Here is an 18,723-nt window from a genome sequence, read left to right on the forward strand (position 1 = left end):
GCTAGTGTATCTGCTACACTAAGCAAAACAAGAAAGAGGTGACAGAAGTGGCAGGTGAAACTGGCAAACTACTGCGTGCAGTGCGTTTGGGCCAAAGCATCCAGCAGGACCGTCTGTATTCCGGTCTGCTCAGTCAGCGTCAGGCAATTCGGCTGGAATCCGGCAGTAATGACATCAAGGCCCAGTTACTCTTCCCAATTCTGGAGCGGCTGCACATGTCCGCCGACGAGTTCAACGCGCTCCTAACGCACGAACAAGGGGACACGGTGACGGAGGCCAAACCGTTGCCGCAGTTGCTGGCCAAGGCGCTGGGTGAGTTCACCTCTTGGGGCGACTGGCCGCTAACGGAAATGGAGCGCGCGGCAATCACGCGCTATGCCCTCACCGCACCCGTCACCACCTTAGCCCAGATTGAGGCGATGATTCCTTTGATTCCCGTCTTCCCCCAGCAAGCCGAAAAAATCTGGCGACGCCTCCAAGTTTTTAGCGAACTGTCGCGCTACAATGAGCTCGCCAGTGATTGGTGCCACAACCGCCTGTTCACCCTGTTGTTCATGGGCAAGCGCACCGAAGCAATGCGGGTCGTGAAGCGCTGGCAAAGCCTTACCACTCTGCCCGGTGACGCCAAGCAGGTTCGGCTCTTCATGACAAGCTTGACCGCCGCGTTACCAAATGCAAATGCCGTGTACGCGGTAACGGACCCCATGATCGAAGCTTGGCGCAACTTCAATGAACCCGTCATGGCGGACGGAATGATTGACAACCGGCGCCACATTCTCACCAGCTTTGGTATTCACACGCAGTGGCGGAACCAGGAAATCGGCGCTGTGGCGCGGCTGGTGCGTGCAATGCCCCAGGCCGCCCTCGAACAACTGAACATCCCCGAATACCTCAACCAGTTTCCTGGCCTTAACGCTGCACTCAAGGAGAAACAAGCTACACTGGATGATTTTATCGAGGCGCTGTAACGCGTGAACATGATGGCGGTGCTACTCCAAATTCGAACGCCGTCAGCAAATTCCCTGACCACTTCCAAGTTAATTAAATAAACACAAAGGCGGGATGCACCGGTAACCATACCAGTGCACCCCGCCTTGTTGTTTTAATCCGAATTAAGCGTGCGCAATCATTGATGTAAGCCGGTGCAACCGCACGCCGCCAGCTGCCGCCACGCTTAGATTATCTTAGTCATGTTGAACCAAACTTCGCCCGCGTGCGTGGATTCGGCCACGCCTTCATTAACATAGCCGTTCTTCTCGTAATACGGCATTAAGCGGTCCAAGCAGGTCAGTGAAACCAGCTTGCGGCCCTGCTCCTTGGCCCGGTGCGCAAATGCCGTCAGGAGCGCTGAACCCAGCCCCTCGTTGCGGTGACTGGGGGCAACGGCAATACTGAGCACCGCCGCATAATCATCGGCTGGCGCATTCGGCGTGAGGTGGTCAAATAAGTCATCAGTCAGGTAACGCCGGTCAATCGCGGGCCCAACGATGAAACCGGCCACCACCTTGTCCAGCTCTGCTACGAAGAACGTGTCCGGAATCACGGCGATACGCTCGGCCATGCTGGTCTCACTTGCCGCTTCCGCCGGCGTGAACCCCGCCCGTTCAATCTGCATGACTGCCGCCAAGTCGTCAGTTCTTGGCGCCCGAATAATTAAGCCCATGTTTGCCTCCATATATGTATAGTTGTTGCTTCCAATATAGACGAAACGGCTGAAGCAAACAAGTTGAATGAACGTGACGGTTTTTGACCAATTGAGCGTTTATTTTGCGTGTTAACCCCATTTTGGGCTGAATCGGCCCGATTTGGCGGATATTTTTGAACTTTTTTGACTGATTTTGACGTTTTCTGGTTGATTGTAACCGGTTGCTGTGTATAATAAGAGTCAAGAGGTGATTGAAAGTGCTTACTGAGGAACGCAAACAACGGATTTTGACCGATATTGAACATAACGGCACCGTCCACATCCGGGACCTGACCGTGCAACTGGCTGCGTCCGAATCCACCATCCGCCGCGATCTTGGCGAATTGGCCAAGGAGGGCCTGCTGCGGCGGGTCCACGGCGGCGCGCAGAAGATTAGCTCGCTGCGTGATGAGCCCGGGGTGCAGGAGAAGGCCACGGCGCACACGACGGCCAAGGCATCAATTGCCCGCTGTGCAGCCGAAATGGTGCAAAACGGTGACCTGATTTTCCTCGACGCCGGCACCACAACCGCCCAGATGGTGCCCCTGCTACAGGGCAAGGACGTCACGGTGGTCACAACGGGTGTGGATAACGCCTCACTGCTCGCCGATTACGGCGTCAAGACCATCATGCTCGGCGGCACCATCAAGCCGCTGACCAAAGCCATTATTGGCGCGGCCGCGACCCAGCAGCTCGCGCAATACCGCTTCAACAGTGCCTTCATCGGGGCCAACAGCGTCCACATCGATTACGGATGCACGACCCCCGACCCCGAAGAAGCAGCCACCAAGCGCGTGGCAATCGGTCAGTCCGCAGCCAGCTTCATCTTGGCCGACGCCAGCAAGTTCGGTAACGTCTCGTTCGCCCAAATTGCGCCCCTCGCAAGCACCACCATCATTACCGACGACTTTGCGGCAATTGATTCTGAATTCACCAAACTCGACAATATCAAGGAGGCAACATTTTGATCTACTCCATCACCTTAAATCCGGCCATTGACTACGTGGTTGGTCTGCCCAAGCTTGAACTGGGCCTAGTCAACCGGCTCGAAACCGCCATTAAACTTCCCGGCGGCAAGGGCATCAACGTTTCGCGGATTTTAAAAGAGCTGGACATTGACACCACGGCCTGGGGCTTCACCGGCGGATTGCCTGGTCGCTTCGTGGAGGAACAGCTGCGGGCGCTAAACCTGCGGACGAACTTCACCCACATCGGCGGGGACACGCGCATCAACGTCAAGCTCAAGGCGGATCAGGAAACCGAACTGAACGCACCCGGTCCAGAGATTACGGATGGCGAAGTGGCAGCGTTTCGGGCCCGCTTTGACCAGCTGAAAAAAGGTGACGTGGTCATCATGGCCGGCAGTATTCCCGCCGGTTTGCCGGAATCATTCTACCGCGACCTCATTCCGCTGATTCAAGCTCACGGCGCCGACTTCGTGATTGACACCACCGGCCAGGCGCTCCTTGACACCCTGCCCAGCAAGCCACTTGTGGTTAAGCCTAATCACCACGAACTCGCCGAACTTTTCGGTGACGCCGAATACCCCGACCTGCAGGCAACCGTTGCGGCTGGCCGCAAGCTCCTTGGCCTTGGCGCCCAACACGTGCTCGTCTCCATGGCCGGCGCCGGTGCCCTGATGATTACGCAGGACAAGGCGTGGCACGGCAGCGTTCCCAAGGGCAAGGTCAAGAACTCAGTTGGCGCTGGTGACAGCATGCTCGCCGGCTTCACCGGGACGTTCGCCCTTACCCATGACCCACTGCTAAGCTTCAAGAAGGCAATCGCCTGCGGAAGTGCCACCGCCTTTTCCACCGACCTGGCAGACCGCGACAAGATTGACGAAGTGGAAGCAACCATCACAATTACCGAACTTTAACGCTAAACTACAAATACCAATTGAAGGAGATTAACTATGGACATCCGTGAATTATTACGCAAAGACATCATGATCATGGACCTGAAGAGCACGACCAAGGCCGATGTGATTGACGAATTGGTGGCCAAATACGCGGCAAGTGGCATTATCACCGACGCGGACCTATACAAACAGGACATCCTGAAGCGTGAAGCCGAGTCCACCACCGGGATTGGCGACGGCATCGCAATGCCCCACGCCAAGGACAAGGCCGTGAGCCAGGCAGCCGTGCTGTTCGCCAAGAGTGATGCCGGCGTTGAATATGACGCCCTCGACGGCAAGCCCGTGCACCTGTTCTTCATGATTGCTGCCCCGGAAGGTGCCGACAACACGCACCTCGCCGCTCTTTCCGCACTATCTTCGCTGCTGATCAACCCTGATTTTGTGGCCCAACTGCGCCAGGCAAAGACGCCCGATGAAGTGCAGCGCCTATTTGCCGCAGCCCAGAAGGCCAAGGACGAAAAGGACGCCGCCGAAGCCGCAAAGGAGCAAGCTGACGAAGCTGCCCGAGCCGCAGCAGCGACGGCCGCAAGCACGAAGCCATTCGTCGTCGCCGTTACCGCCTGCCCAACCGGGATTGCGCACACCTACATGGCCGAGGCCGCACTCAAGGAAACCGCCGCGAAGATGGGCGTCGACATCAAGGTCGAAACGAACGGGTCCGAGGGGGTCAAGCACCTCCTCAGCAAGTCCGACATCGACCGCTCCGTTGGGGTGATCATCGCCGCCGACAAGAAGGTCGACATGAACCGGTTTGCCGGTAAGCATCTGATCAACCACCCCGTAATCGACGGCATCAAGAAGCCCGAGGAACTGATTCAGGACACGCTCGAGGAAAAGGGCGGCATCTACGCCGGTAACAACGACGAGGATGAACCCGAGGACACCGAAAGCAACGGCACTCTCTGGAACCGCATCTACAAGGACCTCATGAACGGGGTTTCCAACATGCTACCATTCGTTGTCGGTGGTGGGATTATCATGGCACTCTCCTTCATCTTCGAACAGTATGCTGGTAAGGAATCCCTCTGGTTCACCTTCACCAACAACCTGGGGAACTACGCCTTTAGCTTCCTGGTTCCAGTCCTCGCCGCCTACATCGCGATGAGTATCGGTGACCGGCCAGCCCTCATGCCTGGGTTCGTCGGTGGGTACATGGCAACCATTGCCACCGCGTCCATCGTCAAGGCCAGCAACCCATCCGGGTTCCTGGGCGGCCTGGTTGCCGGGTTCGTCGCCGGTTGGCTCGTTGTTTACCTGAAGAAAGCCTTCAAGGGCCTGCCAAAGTCGCTTGATGGGCTCAAAACCATTCTGCTTTACCCCGTCGTCGGCCTGGCGCTCATCGGGATTATCATGTTCTTTGTCGTCAACCCGATTTTCGCCGCAATTAACGGTGCCCTCATCAACTTCCTTGAAGGCATGGGCACGGGTAACGCCATCCTCGTTGGTATTATCCTGGCAGCCATGATGAGTATCGATATGGGTGGTCCCTTCAACAAGGCCGCTTACACCTTCGCCATTGGGATTTACTCCGCATCCAACTACACTGATGGTCGCTGGATGGCCGCAGTCATGGTTGGGGGCATGATTCCACCACTTGCAATCGCCATTGCTTCCACCTTATTCCCCGCAAAGTTTACGGAAAACGAGCGCCAGTCCGGGCTATCCAACTATGTCCTCGGGCTCACGTTCATCACTGAAGGTGCCATTCCGTTCGCCGCAACCGACCCCGTCCACGTCATTGGGAGCTCCGTCATCGGTTCTGCCATCGCCGGTGGGCTGACGCAGCTGTTCAAGGTCAACGTCCCCGCACCGCACGGGGGGATTGTTGCCCTAGCCCTGACCGATCAGAAGGTTGGGTTCCTCGTTTCCCTGCTGGTTGGTGCAATCGTTGCCGGGCTCATCCTCGGTATCTGGCGGCCAAAAGCTAAGCAGAACTAGACATCAGTAATTAATTGCAAACAAACAGGCCCGGCTGGGATGAACACCAATCTGTTCATCCCAGCCGGGCCTGTTTATTTACTGACGATTGAATTTGACCAAGGCGTAAACCACGATGACCCAAATGACCGCCGCCAGCGTCGCAATCGCCGTTTCGACGCTTGTCAGCATGACCACCGCTACCCCCGCCAGGAATATCAGCACCAGGTAATCGGCAAACGGAAACAGCGGGGCCCGAAACGCACTGCCCTTGGGGTTGAGCTTACGGTAACGCAGATGGGCCAGCACAATCATGACCCACACGAACAGGAAACTAATCGTGGCAACACTGGAAACCAGCGAGAAGACCGCCGCGGGCAGGAAGATGTTCAAAATGACGGCAATGGCAATCACCGCCGCTGACAGGGCAATCGCCCGCCCCGGCACCTGCGTTTTCGACAACTTGGCCAGCTTGTGCAGGCGCTTATCCTTGCTGGTGTAGGTGAGCGAAAAGAGCATCCGCCCGGTGCTGAATAAACCGGAATTGCAGGCGGATGCGGCCGCGGTGAGGACAACGAAATTGATGATGTCACTGGCCGCGGGCAACCCCACCTGCTGGAACACCTGCACGAACGGACTGTTATCGGGGCTGACACTGGACCACGGATTGATGGCCATGATGACAATCAGTGCGCCAATGTAGAACAAAATGACGCGCACCGGTAGTTTGTTAATCGCATCCGGGATTGTTTTGCCCGGATCCGCCGTTTCCCCCGCCGTCATCCCCACCAGCTCGATGCCGGTGAAGGCGAACACGACCATCTGGAACGAGAGCAGGAATCCGTGGGCCCCCTTGGGGAACAGGCCACCATAATTCCACAGGTTGCCCAAGCTGACGTGCCCGTACGGGGTTGGGTGGTGCAATACCAGTAGCACAATCCCAATGCCAATCAGTGCAACAATCGCGACGACCTTAATTAGCGCAAACCAGAACTCGGCCTCACCGAACAGGCCAACGGAAATCAGATTCATGAGCAGCAACACCACCAAAACCACCAGCCCCGGTAGCCACTGCGGCAGGCTCGGCCACCAGTTGCGCACGTAGACCCCGATGGCCGTGACCTCCGCCATCGCCAGCGCGAGCCAGCAGACCCAGTACGTCCAGCCGGTGACAACGGCCCACGTCTTCCCCAGGTATTTGTCAATGCTCTCAATGAACGACTGCTGGTGCAGGTCGGCCACGAGCAGTTCGCCGAGCGCCCGCATGATGAGAAAACAGATTAACCCGGTAATCAGGTAGGCAAAAATAATCGATGGCCCCGCGCGGTGGATTGACTGACCAGCGCCAAGGAACAGCCCCGTCCCAATTGTGCCCCCAATGGCCATCAGTTGAATGTGCCGACTCTTCAGATTTCTTGCCAGTGCTGGCTTGGTGTCTGCCATGGTTCCCCCTCCAGTAAGGTTGCGCGAATTCCTGCATTTCCGAAAGTAATATAAGCATTATACACAAGTGTACTCGGTTTGCGAACTCGGCTTCATTTTATTTTCAGAAATCAGCACGTTTATCTGACAACATTGCTTATATTTATGGCAACAAAAAAGGCAAAGTCTCAAATTAGGTTAATCTGAGCTTTGCCCTTGTGCCTAATATTTAGCTAATTGCGCCGTAGAGGTGACGTTCATAATGTACGCACCGCGATGAATCCGCCGCATGAATGTGAGCATCGTACTGCGCGGTACGGAAACGCACCCCGCCGTTGATCCCCGCCCGTTGACGTGGAGGAAGAACGCGGAGCCGCCACCCACACCGTGGTTATAGCCGATAACAATCCCGTATTGATACTGGGTCGGATAATCGGCCATGTGCTCGTCTTTGCTGCTACTCTTGCTGCGTTCCTGCCAAGTATTGTAATGCTTGTCCTTGGTGTTGGAAATATAATACGACTTGCGCGTAATCCGGCGATAACTGAGCTTGGTCCCGGGATTACTACCGGTACCAAACGCGTAAGTCAGCGGGTAAGACCCCCGCGGCGTGCGGCCGGAACCCTCGTGCGCCGTGCCGATACCGTTATAGCCGACCCGACCGGCGACACTGAATACCTGCGTCCACACCCCGCCGGATTTTTCGAACAAGTACACGCGTGCGTGCGAACCACTACCGACCACGCCGACAATCTGGTCGGTTTTCTTGGCCGTCTTACTTGTCGCCGCGTAACTGCGCGCAGTTGGCTTAGGTTTGCTGCTTGGCTTAGTGGCACTGGCATTGAGGTAACCAAACCACAAGCCGTCCAGGTAGAGCGAGTAGTACGTGCTACCGTTGCTGTGGTAGTAGGTACACTTCACTTGGAACACGTGGTTGTACCAGTTCTTCACCATGTGCCGCTTACTTCGCCAGTTGAAATCACCCCAGACAGCCCCGCTTTTGCCGGAGATCTTGATGTACTTGTTCGTCCCCACGGCAATTCCTTGAGCACCCTTCGCGGCCTTCACCCCACTCGCGTTGAGGTAGCCAAACCACTTATTGCCTTGATAGAGTGAATAATATACCGAACCATTGCTGTGGTAATAGGCAACTTTCACGTTAAAAGTATGGTGGTAGTAGTTAGCTGTTTTGTGACGCTTGCTGTGCCAGGCAAAATCACCCCACACGGTGTAATTCTTACTCGTGATGGTGACGTACTGGTTCGTGCTAATTGCAGCACCCTGACTACCTTGACCGACCTTCACGGCGCCGGCGTTGATGTAGCCAACCCAATGCTTACCAGAATATAGCGAATAGTAGGTGCCACCATTAACGTGGTGGTAAGCAACCTTTGCGAGGTAGGTGTGATGGTACAACTTGGATGACAAGTTGCGCTTGTCCCAGTTAAAGTTTCCCCACACGCTGTAATTCTTACTCGTGATGGTGACGTACTTACCAAACCCGAGCGCGCCCCCTTGCGGTCCATTGCTCAGCTTGAGCGCACTTGTGCGCATAATCCCGAGGTTTGCTTGTCCGCGAGCCACCTGTGCGTATTCATTGCCCGCAATTTGCATGGTCCGCGTGATCGTCAGCGTCTGCCCGGCAAACGCCGCCGCAGTTCCACTTTGCGTCTGCAGCGAATCATCCCGCCACATTGGCGCGTCTGCCTGCACAACGGTTCCGTACTGGCTTGTAGCCGTATCGGCGCGCGCCGGCTCAGATTGCGTGCTCATCAGACCCAAGAGCAGCCCCACAGTAAGTAGAACCAGTGTTACAACAAAATTTTTGTCCCGCCTTAGCTTCATGATTTATCCACCTCTCCAACAAATATTCTTATTATAACTTATGTGCACAAATTATTGAGCTAAAATTGACCAACCGTGTTATTTTTCCGTCACCGTGTCTGCCACAGTCTGCGCCGAGGCCACTCAATTCCAGTCCAAAGCCTTCTGCGCGCCATCCCGGTAGTGCGAGAATTAAGGCGCAGCGGAACGTGATATAAATAAAATGATTGCAATCTACAGGCAAACCGGTCACACTATTGGTTGGCGCTTGTCGCTAGTAAGTTTCTTTGGAGGAGAAGTACTTTGCTAAACAAATTTAAGTTCCGCAGCGCCGTCACTGGTTTCGTGGCGATGATTGGTGTCACCCTCGGCCTGGCCTACGCAACGCCGCAACCAGCGCAAGCGACTACGCCAAAACCCAATACATACGCGTGGTTTGCCGCTCAGAATTACCACAGTAAGCAGATTATCACCGTTAACGGCAATCGCACCGATTTCTCCGCCAAAGATCTGAAAAGCAAGAAAGCTTGGGCAACCTACAGCAACCTTGACCACTACAATCGCGCGACAATGGCCCAAGCCAACTTGAACTACAAGCTGATGCCGAAGAAAGACCGGCAGCCACTGTACATTGACCCAACCGGCTGGCATAACAAGAAAATCAGCGGTGGCTATCTCTTCAATCGCAGCCACCTGATTGGCTTCCAGCTGACCGGCCAGAACAACAACATGAAGAACCTGATTACCGGCACTGCCTCACTGAACACACCGAGCATGGAACACTACGAGAATCAGGTGGCCGCGTACCTGCGCAAGAACCACAAGAATTACGTCCGCTACCGCGTGCAGCCAATCTTCCGTGGCAAAGAATTGTTGGCCCGCGGCGTGCACATGGAAGCCCAGAGCCTCGGCAGCAAGGCAATTGCCTTCAACGTTTACATCTTCAACGTCCAAAAAGGGGTTAAGCTAGACTACAGAACTGGTAACAGCGTGGTTTCAAAGGCTGCCTCGGCAGCAGTCAAGAAGACCGCCACTAAGAAACCGGCTAAAAAGTCGGTTGCGAAGGCACCGGCTAAGAAACCAGCGAAGAAGACAGTAGCTAAGAAGACTGTGGCCAAGAAGACAGTCGCTAAGAAAACGACTAAAAAAGCGGCCACTAAGGCACCAGCCAAGAAGCCGGCAAAGAAATCCGTCGCCAAGAAACCGGTCAAAAAGCCCGCGAAGAAGTCAGTTGCCAAGAAAACAACCAAAACCCTTTCCGACAAAACTACAGTTTACATCGTCGGTAGCGGCCACGTTTACCACCTAACCCGCAACTGCTCTTCCCTCAAGCGCAGCAAGCACGTGTACAAGATGACCCTGAAGCAGGCTAAGGCCAAGGGGCATTATCAGAAATGCAAGTTAGAACATTAAGAACCAACGAGTCGCGTTCGCGGCTCGTTTTTTTGAATATATTTCAATCATTATGGGGAACATGCCAATCATTTTCCCACCGCCGTACGTCAACAAGCTGAAACGGTTTCCTTTTCACCGCCAACTGCTATATAATAGTAAGCAAGAATGCAAATACTACTGCAATGGAGGATGATATTCATGCGTGAATTCACTAAGGAACAGCTTGCCGAATACGACGGCAAGAAGAACCCAGAAAAATACGTCGCAGTTGACGGTGTCGTTTACGATTTAACGAACGTGCCTGCCTGGAGTGGCGACAATCACCACGGCAACGTTGCCGGCCAGGATTTGTCCGTTGCCATCACCCACTCGCCACACGGTAAAAAGTTCCTTGACGACAAACCCGTGGTCGGAAAGTACATCGGCTAGACAATTACCGATTAATTTTGCGCAGAACGGTTGACAGACACCCCCATTTTCCGGTATGCTATTTCTTGTGCTTGAGGCACAACTACCAATGATGCGGGTGTGGCGGAACTGGTAGACGCGCAAGATTAAGGATCTTGTGGCCAATTACGGCCGTGAAGGTTCAAGTCCTTTCACCCGCATAACTAAGGTCGAAACTTAATTCGGCTTCGAAATAAAAAGGCCCCGAATCTGAATAATCAGATTTGGGGCCCTTTTTTGTGGCGTCACAGATCACTCCAGCAAACAAAAAACCAAAACAAACCACGCCGGTGTCAGCCAGGCAGTATAACAATGACCAATTGCCTGGATCATCTTGGCTAAGGTGCTCAACTGCCACGGTTGGCTAATCGACAACCGGACATTACCACCACGCCATTTGGTTAATTTAACTTGGTCCTCTTGAAGCGAATTAGTACGGAGATTCCTAAAATCATCGAACCTCCTGCCCATAGCAACGCGGAATAGTCGCTATTTGCCTTGAACTGTGCAAATTCGTACCCCGACAGGAAGATAAAGAAGGTTGCAACTATCCCCCAGAGGATTAAACTGCTGATTCCTGATTCTTGTTCCATAACGTGTCCTTTCTAGAACATTTTCTTGTAAGTCGTCTTGGTCCCGACTAGTTTTGTGCGCCGGTTATTACTATTGGTGCACATTTTGAAGGCATGGGACTTCATTGCCGACACCTTGAAACACCATTTCCGCAACTCTCAATCCCAATTAGTACTCGTGATTAGCACGGCAAGTCAAAGCTGCTCGTACTGCGCCAAGGTTTCTTATCAAAATAAAGTATAAATGTCCTTTTAAAAAAATCAAGTAATTTTATATGATGTCATGTCTTCATAATTATTAACCAAAATAATTGATAACACACTAGGAGACTGAAGCTAAATCAAAGCCTTGCTCAGTTCAGCTGTTTGCCCGCCATAGGTTAGTGCATCATGTATGACCAACCAGTGGCTGACAAATTAAGCGGCCGTTATTATCGACTGACAGCTGCCATAAGCTGGTAATTGAGTTCAGATTAAATGCTACCATAAAAAAATGTTTTTTGGGCTGATTGTGGTATTATTACCTCAGTTACAAAACGGACGGCCGCCCCTGACTCGTGACAGCTTGCCCGCTTCCGCAATTATTAGCACTAAGATGATATTACGTTTCTGAAGATGAAGAAAGGAATGCATGTGCGTGGCCGTTCAGGACCAGCGAACATGCAAGTGTGTGTGCCATGCGTCAAAATAATACATTTACCGTTTTTATCAAGGTGCTTTTTTCCGTTATCGGGATTGGCACCGCCCTAATCTTTTTGCTAAACGGGGTGGTAAGCGCATTTGGCTTTGATGCCGTGACCAGTCTGGAATTCGTGACTGGCGCCAAGGGCCTGTACATCATCAACACCCTGATTGCCCTACTATTGCTGGTGGTGGTTGGCCTGGGCATCTTTAACTGCCGTCGCCTGCTCCCAATCACTTCTTTATTGTTGGTGGTGCTAATCGTCGCTGGTTACATAGTTGCCCGTGTTGGTCTGGGCTTCAGCGCACTGGCCGTAGTTACGGTCGGCTTGGTGCTGTGGACGAGCTACAGTAGCGCAAATCTGCAAAGATGATGCCATCCACGGACGGCAACTTTGGATTCTAGCACAAAAGGAGTTGGTGGCGTCTTGCCCCCAGCTCCCTTTTTGATTGATCAAATAAAAACAGCCGATAGTAAGGACTGGCTTGAACACCGGCCCTTACTATCGGCTGTTTGACACTAAGTCGCAATATCATCAATTTCTGCAAAAGACCGTTCAGAGTTTTAAACGTCGCCCTTACAGTCCCAGCAACTTAATAAACGTGATTGCCGCGACCGTTTGCACCGCACCAACACCCAGCGCATAGAGCACGTAACTGCGCCCTTCCTTAATGAACCGCGCCAAATCCAAGCGCAACCCAATGGCAGCAAGCGCAATCGTCTCACACCAGGTGCTCAAAAAGTGCGCACCATCGCCCAAGAATGCTGGGAGGGTCATCGCGCTGTCGAGAATGCAAAACAGTAAAAATCCCAGCACGTACCACTGAATCGGCAGGCGCAGTTTTCGGCCCGCAGCCTTGGATGCTGGCTTTGACCCGTGAGCTTCCACCTTCTTCGTGAACAAGTACACCACGACGACGAGCATGATGATGCGCATAATCTTGAACAGCATCGCAAACTGAACCGTCTGGCTGTTAACCAGGCTGGCACCGGCAACCACTTGGCCAACGGATTGCAACGTGCCCCCGAGCAGGGCACTCGTGGCCATGCCCGCCTTGCCAAACAGCGCGGTGCCCAGAAACGGCAGCGTCAACATCATCACCGTCCCGAGCAGGTTCACCAGCGTGATAATCTGGCCCTTGTCCGCGTCGTCGGCGTCAATCGCCGGCGCAATCGCCCCAATGGCGGACGAACCGCAGACCGCGTTGCCCCCCGCCATCATCAGCGCCATCTTTTCGCTGAACCCAAGCTTGCGGCCGAGCAGGTACGCCGCGGAAATAACGACGCTCATCATCAGCAGGACGTACACCGCGCCCCGCACCCCGATTTGCCCGATTGTCTGGAAGGTCACGGTCAGTCCCAGCAGGACCACCGACACCTCCAGCAACTTACTTTCAGCAAACTTGGTCCCGACGCCAAGTGCTGGCTGGCGGCAAACTGTGTTGCCGAGCACAATTCCGAACAAGATGGCAAAGGTTGCCCCGCCGACGCTCGGAACGTACGTGCCCAATACCTTGGCGCCGATTGCAACAATGATTGCCACCGCCAGTCCGGGAATTATCGGGGCACGATCCATCATTTTGCTGATTGTCTTAGTGTTTTCCATCAAGTTCACTCCTTCTATACTCGACCAAGTATACCGGAGTGTTTTCATTAATGTGATTGATTGCTATAATACGAGCTATCACAAATACTGATGGAGAAATCAATGTTTAAAAATCTGACCACGTTTAAGACCGTCTACGAAACTCGCAGCTTTTCCCGCGCCGCGACCCTGTTATTCATTGCTCAGCCGACCGTTTCGGCCCAAATCAAGCAGCTGGAGGCGGAATTCGGCCTCGAATTATTCATTCGCAACGGCCGCGGTGAGGTCGGCATCACCCCCGCCGCGAAGGAGCTGTACCAGGAAACACTAACCATGCTCGGGACGTGGGCAAAATTACACCAGAGCTTGCCCGGCGCCACCGGTAAACAAGCCATCTGCCGCATTGCCAGCTCGCACACATTTGCGACCTACCTGCTGCCGGACCTGTTGCCCCTGCTGGTTGACCAATTCCCCGCGGTTCAGTTCAGCGTGCAGATGGCCAACTCCCAAAGCGTCCAGGATGCACTCTTGCGCCGCGATGCGGATTTGGGGTTCATCGAAAAACCGCTCGCCACCAAACAGTTGCACCGGCACACCTTAATCAACGATCAGCTGGTCCACGCCGGCACGACCGGTCCTTGGCTCATCCGCGAAAACGCATCAGGGGTTTACTATTACACGAACCGCTTCTTGACGGAAAAGGGCATCACCAACGACGTCATCGAGATTGACAACAACGCGGTCATCGTCAATTTACTCCGGAGCGGGTTCGGTCAGTCAATCATTTCCGCCCGGGCCGCGGCGGGCATTCAGCACGTTTCGCTCGGGCCGAAATTCGTGCGGCAATTCTACCTGGTGAACCGTCAAGATGATGGCAACAACCCCGTGGCACAGGTTTGCCGCGCAGTTCGGGTATTTTACGCACAGCAGGACGGCGCGCCCGCTGCTAATTAACCTTAATCACCTCGCCGGCCGTGTATGTTGTCGTTTCCCCGAACGCGTCTTGTAGCATCAGCCCACCGTTAGCCGCGATATCCACCACCAGCCCGGTCACCTGCGTTAGCCCCAAATCCAGGGTGACGCGGTGGCCGATGGTGACCGACCGTTTGCGGTACACTGGCAAAAAAGCGCCGGTTTGGTATTCACCGGCCATCTGCGCCACGTGATCAAGAATGGCGGCGGCCAGTTCGCTGCGGTCCACATTGGTCCCGGTCGCAATCGCACCGGCAATCGCCTCCAGATTGCGCGGGAAGTTAGCCGTCGTCAGGTTCAGGCCAATGCCAATCACAAAGGCTGCGGTGGAGGCAGATTCCAGTTCCAGCACGGCTTCGGTGATGATGCCCCCCACCTTATGCCCATCCAGCAGCACGTCGTTGACCCACTTGAGGCCAAAATTATGTCCGGGGAAATATTGCTCCAGCACGTCCACCACCGCGTTAGCAACCCCGGTCGTCAGCAACCCGACATTTTGCAGCGAATCCGCCTGGTTGGGCAACACGATGCTCATGTAGAGTCCGCTTTGTGCCGGTGAATAAAACTGCCGGCCGCGCCGCCCATAGCCCGAAGTCTGCGTGTCCGCGATGACCGCAAACGGCAGGGATGCGCCCGAATTGACGGCCGCCTTGGCGCAGATTTGCGTTGATTCAACTGAAGGCAAAACCGTCACGGGAATTGCTGCGTGCGCGTGGTAACTAATCGCATCGGCATCGAGCACCGGGCTGGCCGCATAGCGGTAGCCCTGACTCTTGCGGGCCTCAATCTGGTGGCCAGCCTTGCGCAGATTGTTAATTGCCTTCCAAACCGTCTCGCGCGTGACCCCTAAATCCGCCGCCAGTTCATCACCCGAACGCCACGCATCTTGGTGCTGCAACAAATCAATTAATACTCGTTTCCGTGTGCTGTCTGCCATCTTAACGCCTCGTTTTCTTCAGTCGCCGCGCAATTATTACCGTCAGCGCCGCTTTCAGTATATCACCGGGAATAAAGGCCAGGTTCGACACTAGCGCGGCGGCAAACGGCATGTCCGCCTGGTGCATCAGCCACAAGGTCCCGCTCAGGTCGACGACGAGCACCCCAGCAACAAGCACGGCCAGTAATTCACCCCACCACGTTTGCCCCTGTTTGCCCAGCACCTTTTGCATCAGCCACACCACGACTGGCACAAAGCAGTAGCCAAGCAGGTACCCGGCAGTTGGCCCGACAAACATCACGGCCCCGCCGCGACCACCGGAGAGCACGGGCAACCCCAGCGCAACGAGCAGGAGCAACAGCCCCACGGCCACCGTCCCAAAGCGCGGTCCCAGAATCAGTCCTGCCAGCATGACGCCCATGTTTTGCAGCAAGATTGGCACCGGAATCACGCCGATTGGAATTGCTGGAAGCAGCCCAAGGACTAACAGAACCGCTAGCATCATTGCCGTCGCCGTGAGCTGCCGCACCATTTCCCGATTTTTCATAATCAACCCAACCCTTCGTTCATTGATGGGGTTAATAATAGCGGCTAGTAACCCTTATGTCAATCACTAGGTTACTAGTCGCTTATTTTCGGCGCAAATGCTGCAAACCACCATTTGGCAATTACCAAATGGCGTTCGGATCACCACGGCGCGTTCAAGAGCATGCGCTCATTCATACAAAAAACCGCACCGATTTACGCAGGGCCAAGTAGATAAGCACAAGCAAATCGATGCGGCTGAACAAAATGGCGTCGCTCGCAACAAAGTGGCAATATTGCGGCAGCGTAGCACAATCTACGCGCCGGTTTCACGCACAGCGGCCGTAATCACTCGCCTCGCCGTCCGGACACGCACCGGAATCACTCAAGGAGCCCCACCAGATTGCAGCACGGCGCGGCCCCCTTTTGGCCGCTTGCTCAACGGAAAAGTGGCGCAAAAGTGAATTTGACCCAGGACAAATATTTAAATATGCGCAGAATGCAAGTTAGGTTGACCGAAAGTTGAGTGGGCCCAAGGGTTCGGGCGATTTCTGCGCATATATTTAAATAGGTCGTGTATCAAATTTGCAAAAAGGCGACTTTTCCGTTGAGCAACGGCGAATCTGCCGGTACCACACGGCCAGACGCCTTACCTAATACTCCTGCCTGAGCTGCACCTGACCAAGATCAAGTGGTGTCACCAGGTACAGGTGCGCTGCGCCGTTCACGGCGACGGCGAACTGAAATTCCACGTTGGAGGCCACCGCGAAATTGCCACGGTTGTCCAGGGCAACGTACGAGAATTCGCCGACCTTGCCGTTACGCGCCTGGAGCTTGGCGATAAAACCGTACACCGCCTGATCCAGCGCGTCCTGCACGCCAAGGCCCCGCGCCATCAGGTCAACCGTCTCAAAACAGAGGGGCCGCTTCATCATGTCCTCGCCCAGTCCGGTCGCTACGGCGCCACCAACTTCGCTATCGACGTAAAAGCCGTTGCCGGCCAGTGGTGAATCGCCAACCCGACCCGCATGCTTCATGAACAGGCCCGATGTGCTGGTGCCGGCGACCATCGTGCCGGCCTCGTCGAGCGCGATCATGCCCACCGTGTCGTGGCCGTCGTACGGCGTGAGGCGCTCACCCCGCTGAGATGCGGCCTTGCGCTTAGTGTATTCTGCCTGCGCCTTGTCCGTCAGCATGTTCTTGCGCGCAAAGCCCTGCGCGGCCGCGTACTCCTCGGCCCCGATGCCAACGAGCACGTTGTTCACCCGCTCCTGGCTTAAGCGCCGGCTAACCAGAATTGGGTTGGCGATATCCCGCACGCCAGCAACCGCCCCGATTTGAAAATCATCGCCGTTCATAAAGGCCGAATCCATCTCGAGCACCCCATCACGATTGGGCAGTCCGCCAAAGCCGACGGAAATGTTGTCGGGATTATCTTCAACCGCCATAATCCCGCGCGTCACGGCATCAGCCGCGCTGCCGCCCTTGACCAAATCCGGGGCCGCAAGCTCAACCCCCTCAGCCGCCATTCTCCAAGTGCCAATAATTGCGTTCGTCATTTTGCTCCCCGCCTCTGCATTCTACGATTTTTTCGTTAATTAACTACAATCACAGCGTACCTCTTGCCATCAATAATTTGATTACTGGTGCAACTTTAAATAATCGTTGATGGCCTGCAAGTGGGTCGCAACCATATTTGCCGGCAAGCTGGTCAATGGCACCCACGCATACGCCAGGGACTCACCATCGCTGACGCGCACCGCACCATCGATTCCCCGCGCGTAGTAGGCAATCACCACGTTGAAAAACTCGTCACCATTAGGGGCAACCACGTGGTGATCTGGTCCCGAATACACGTTTAGCAGGTGCAAATCTTCTGGGTCCAGCTCCAATCCGCTTTCTTCGCGGACCTCACGCACGACGGTTTGCTGGGTCGTCTCCCCCATTTCCATGAGGCCGCCGGGCAAACCCCAACGCCGCGCCGGCTCGTTCCGCTCCTGCAGTAGCACTTCACCGCGCTTGTTCAGCAGCACCCCGCAGCAACCGTTCAAAATAATCGGGCGCGGACCAATCACCGCGCGCAAATCCTCAATGTAGCCGATTTTTATCAGTCCTTTACTCGTAAATCACCCTACTTGCTCGGGATTTCGGTGTATCCATCCCGCCAATTCGCATACAGCGCCGCCGCGAACAGGAAGTCGGACACGCGATTCAGATACGTCATGCACGCATCACTAATCTCCTGCTGGTTACTCAGCGCCACCGCGGCCCGTTCCGCCCGCCGCGCCAGGGTGCGCGCAAACTGCAGGTGGGCACCGGCACCACCGGGCAGGCCGCCGGGGATGATGAACGCGTTCAGGTGCGGCATCTCACCCCAGTACTCATCGATTTTCGCCTCGAGCCAGGTTGTGTCTTCCGGCGTCATCTTGTCACTGCGCGGCACCGCCAAGTCGGCCTGCAGAACGTAAAGTTTTCTCTGCACCGCCTGCAACACTGGGCCAAGCTCCTTGGTTGCTGGTGTTAGCGCGGCAACGGCGACACCCAAGTAAGACTGGAACTCGTCAATAGCGCCCAGTGCCTCAATCTGCGGGTCGGTTTTCGACACCATGTGCCCCGTCACCTGTTTTGTCTGGCCATGGTCCCCAACTTTGGTATAAATCTTCATGCGGATTACCCCCTGGTTTCTTTTCGTCCATTTTAACTCAGCATCGCGGTTAAATCTGCTAGTAGCGTAAAACAAGTTACCCGCAATCACCACCTGGGGGCTCCGCGTTGTGGGGTTTGGCCTCCAGGTCCGGGCTGGGCCTCGGGTGTGCTTCGCCGTGGTCGCTGTGGCGGTC

17 protein-coding genes and 1 tRNA gene are annotated in these 18,723 nt (G+C 54.9%); 9 read left to right on the forward strand and 9 right to left on the reverse strand.

Annotated features, from left to right (window positions below; translation table 11 throughout):
- Positions 1–47: 47 nt before the first annotated feature.
- On the forward strand, positions 48–968 hold the full coding sequence (locus tag EKN00_RS07750) for a hypothetical protein (RefSeq protein ID WP_127849565.1): 921 nt from the start codon (positions 48–50) through the stop codon (positions 966–968).
- 206 nt (positions 969–1,174) lie between these two features.
- On the opposite strand, the gene EKN00_RS07755 is transcribed toward EKN00_RS07750, so the two are convergent.
- Entirely contained in the window at positions 1,175–1,663 is a 489-nt protein-coding gene (locus EKN00_RS07755) for a GNAT family N-acetyltransferase (protein WP_127849566.1), read from the reverse strand.
- 239 nt (positions 1,664–1,902) lie between these two features.
- On the opposite strand from EKN00_RS07755, the gene EKN00_RS07760 reads away from it, so the two are divergent.
- Genes EKN00_RS07760 through EKN00_RS07770 form a run of 3 tightly spaced genes read left to right on the forward strand, consistent with a single transcriptional unit; the run spans position 1,903 to position 5,543 of the window.
- Positions 1,903–2,652, forward strand: coding sequence for a DeoR/GlpR family DNA-binding transcription regulator (locus EKN00_RS07760; protein WP_127849567.1), 750 nt, complete (start codon positions 1,903–1,905; stop codon positions 2,650–2,652).
- The gene (gene pfkB, locus EKN00_RS07765) at positions 2,649–3,563 is read left to right on the forward strand and encodes a 1-phosphofructokinase (RefSeq protein ID WP_127849568.1); all 915 of its coding nucleotides are present in this window, start codon (positions 2,649–2,651) and stop codon (positions 3,561–3,563) included. Before EKN00_RS07760 ends, pfkB begins: the two co-directional genes overlap by 4 nt.
- Positions 3,564–3,599: 36 nt before the next feature.
- Positions 3,600–5,543, forward strand: coding sequence for a PTS fructose transporter subunit IIABC (locus tag EKN00_RS07770; protein WP_127849569.1), 1,944 nt, complete (start codon positions 3,600–3,602; stop codon positions 5,541–5,543).
- A 78-nt stretch (positions 5,544–5,621) separates the two neighbouring features.
- On the opposite strand, the gene EKN00_RS07775 is transcribed toward EKN00_RS07770, so the two are convergent.
- Both EKN00_RS07775 and EKN00_RS07780 read right to left on the reverse strand, forming a co-directional pair.
- Entirely contained in the window at positions 5,622–6,965 is a 1,344-nt protein-coding gene (locus EKN00_RS07775) for an amino acid permease (RefSeq protein ID WP_127849570.1), read from the reverse strand.
- Between the two features lie 201 nt (positions 6,966–7,166).
- A complete protein-coding gene (locus EKN00_RS07780) occupies positions 7,167–8,789 on the reverse strand; it encodes a L,D-transpeptidase family protein (RefSeq protein ID WP_127849571.1) in 1,623 nt (540 codons plus the stop codon).
- 282 nt (positions 8,790–9,071) lie between these two features.
- Here EKN00_RS07780 and EKN00_RS07785 point away from each other — a divergent pair, with 282 nt between their 5' ends.
- The 4 genes from EKN00_RS07785 to EKN00_RS07800 all read left to right on the forward strand — a co-directional run bounded on the left by EKN00_RS07785 (position 9,072) and on the right by EKN00_RS07800 (position 12,237).
- Positions 9,072–10,181 carry a DNA/RNA non-specific endonuclease gene (locus EKN00_RS07785; RefSeq protein WP_241559473.1) on the forward strand — a complete coding sequence of 370 codons (1,110 nt, stop codon included), beginning with the start codon at positions 9,072–9,074 and terminating at the stop codon, positions 10,179–10,181.
- A gap of 180 nt (positions 10,182–10,361) precedes the next feature.
- A complete protein-coding gene (locus EKN00_RS07790) occupies positions 10,362–10,592 on the forward strand; it encodes a cytochrome b5 domain-containing protein (RefSeq protein ID WP_127849572.1) in 231 nt (76 codons plus the stop codon).
- Positions 10,593–10,685: 93 nt separating this feature from the next.
- Positions 10,686–10,771, forward strand: a tRNA-Leu gene (locus EKN00_RS07795).
- Between the two features lie 1,088 nt (positions 10,772–11,859).
- On the forward strand, positions 11,860–12,237 hold the full coding sequence (locus EKN00_RS07800; RefSeq protein WP_127849573.1) for a hypothetical protein: 378 nt from the start codon (positions 11,860–11,862) through the stop codon (positions 12,235–12,237).
- A gap of 204 nt (positions 12,238–12,441) precedes the next feature.
- Here EKN00_RS07800 and EKN00_RS07805 read toward each other — a convergent pair whose 3' ends face one another.
- Positions 12,442–13,470, reverse strand: coding sequence for a YeiH family protein (locus EKN00_RS07805; protein ID WP_241559474.1), 1,029 nt, complete (start codon positions 13,468–13,470; stop codon positions 12,442–12,444).
- 102 nt (positions 13,471–13,572) lie between these two features.
- Between EKN00_RS07805 and EKN00_RS07810 the strand changes: the two genes are divergently transcribed.
- On the forward strand, positions 13,573–14,403 hold the full coding sequence (locus tag EKN00_RS07810) for a LysR family transcriptional regulator (RefSeq protein ID WP_164848071.1): 831 nt from the start codon (positions 13,573–13,575) through the stop codon (positions 14,401–14,403).
- On the opposite strand, the gene EKN00_RS07815 is transcribed toward EKN00_RS07810, so the two are convergent.
- The 5 genes from EKN00_RS07815 to EKN00_RS07835 all read right to left on the reverse strand — a co-directional run bounded on the left by EKN00_RS07815 (position 14,396) and on the right by EKN00_RS07835 (position 18,548).
- A complete protein-coding gene (locus EKN00_RS07815) occupies positions 14,396–15,358 on the reverse strand; it encodes a biotin--[acetyl-CoA-carboxylase] ligase (RefSeq protein WP_127849575.1) in 963 nt (320 codons plus the stop codon). The two genes, EKN00_RS07810 and EKN00_RS07815, sit on opposite strands and share 8 nt — an antisense overlap.
- A 1-nt stretch (position 15,359) precedes the next feature.
- Entirely contained in the window at positions 15,360–15,905 is a 546-nt protein-coding gene (locus tag EKN00_RS07820) for a biotin transporter BioY (RefSeq protein ID WP_127849576.1), read from the reverse strand.
- A gap of 631 nt (positions 15,906–16,536) precedes the next feature.
- The gene (locus EKN00_RS07825) at positions 16,537–17,442 is read right to left on the reverse strand and encodes a glycosylasparaginase (RefSeq protein WP_127849577.1); all 906 of its coding nucleotides are present in this window, start codon (positions 17,440–17,442) and stop codon (positions 16,537–16,539) included.
- A gap of 81 nt (positions 17,443–17,523) precedes the next feature.
- Positions 17,524–17,958, reverse strand: coding sequence for an NUDIX hydrolase (locus EKN00_RS07830; RefSeq protein WP_164848072.1), 435 nt, complete (start codon positions 17,956–17,958; stop codon positions 17,524–17,526).
- 56 nt (positions 17,959–18,014) lie between these two features.
- Positions 18,015–18,548, reverse strand: coding sequence for a cob(I)yrinic acid a,c-diamide adenosyltransferase (locus EKN00_RS07835; protein WP_127849579.1), 534 nt, complete (start codon positions 18,546–18,548; stop codon positions 18,015–18,017).
- Between the last annotated feature and the right edge of the window lie 175 nt (positions 18,549–18,723).

This window comes from Lacticaseibacillus hulanensis (assembly GCF_004010095.1).
GTDB classification, from domain to species: Bacteria; Bacillota; Bacilli; order Lactobacillales; family Lactobacillaceae; genus Lacticaseibacillus; species Lacticaseibacillus hulanensis.

Coding starts and splice junctions, on each gene's coding strand:
- EKN00_RS07755 (WP_127849566.1), bottom strand. CDS start 1,663: ATGGGCTTAATTATTCGGGCGCCAAGAACTGACGACTTGGCGGCAGTC.
- EKN00_RS07770 (WP_127849569.1), top strand. CDS start 3,600: ATGGACATCCGTGAATTATTACGCAAAGACATCATGATCATGGACCTG.
- EKN00_RS07775 (WP_127849570.1), bottom strand. CDS start 6,965: ATGGCAGACACCAAGCCAGCACTGGCAAGAAATCTGAAGAGTCGGCAC.
- EKN00_RS07780 (WP_127849571.1), bottom strand. CDS start 8,789: ATGAAGCTAAGGCGGGACAAAAATTTTGTTGTAACACTGGTTCTACTT.
- EKN00_RS07790 (WP_127849572.1), top strand. CDS start 10,362: ATGCGTGAATTCACTAAGGAACAGCTTGCCGAATACGACGGCAAGAAG.
- EKN00_RS07800 (WP_127849573.1), top strand. CDS start 11,860: ATGCGTCAAAATAATACATTTACCGTTTTTATCAAGGTGCTTTTTTCC.
- EKN00_RS07805 (WP_241559474.1), bottom strand. CDS start 13,470: ATGGAAAACACTAAGACAATCAGCAAAATGATGGATCGTGCCCCGATA.
- EKN00_RS07810 (WP_164848071.1), top strand. CDS start 13,573: ATGTTTAAAAATCTGACCACGTTTAAGACCGTCTACGAAACTCGCAGC.
- EKN00_RS07815 (WP_127849575.1), bottom strand. CDS start 15,358: ATGGCAGACAGCACACGGAAACGAGTATTAATTGATTTGTTGCAGCAC.
- EKN00_RS07820 (WP_127849576.1), bottom strand. CDS start 15,905: ATGAAAAATCGGGAAATGGTGCGGCAGCTCACGGCGACGGCAATGATG.
- EKN00_RS07825 (WP_127849577.1), bottom strand. CDS start 17,442: ATGACGAACGCAATTATTGGCACTTGGAGAATGGCGGCTGAGGGGGTT.
- EKN00_RS07835 (WP_127849579.1), bottom strand. CDS start 18,548: ATGAAGATTTATACCAAAGTTGGGGACCATGGCCAGACAAAACAGGTG.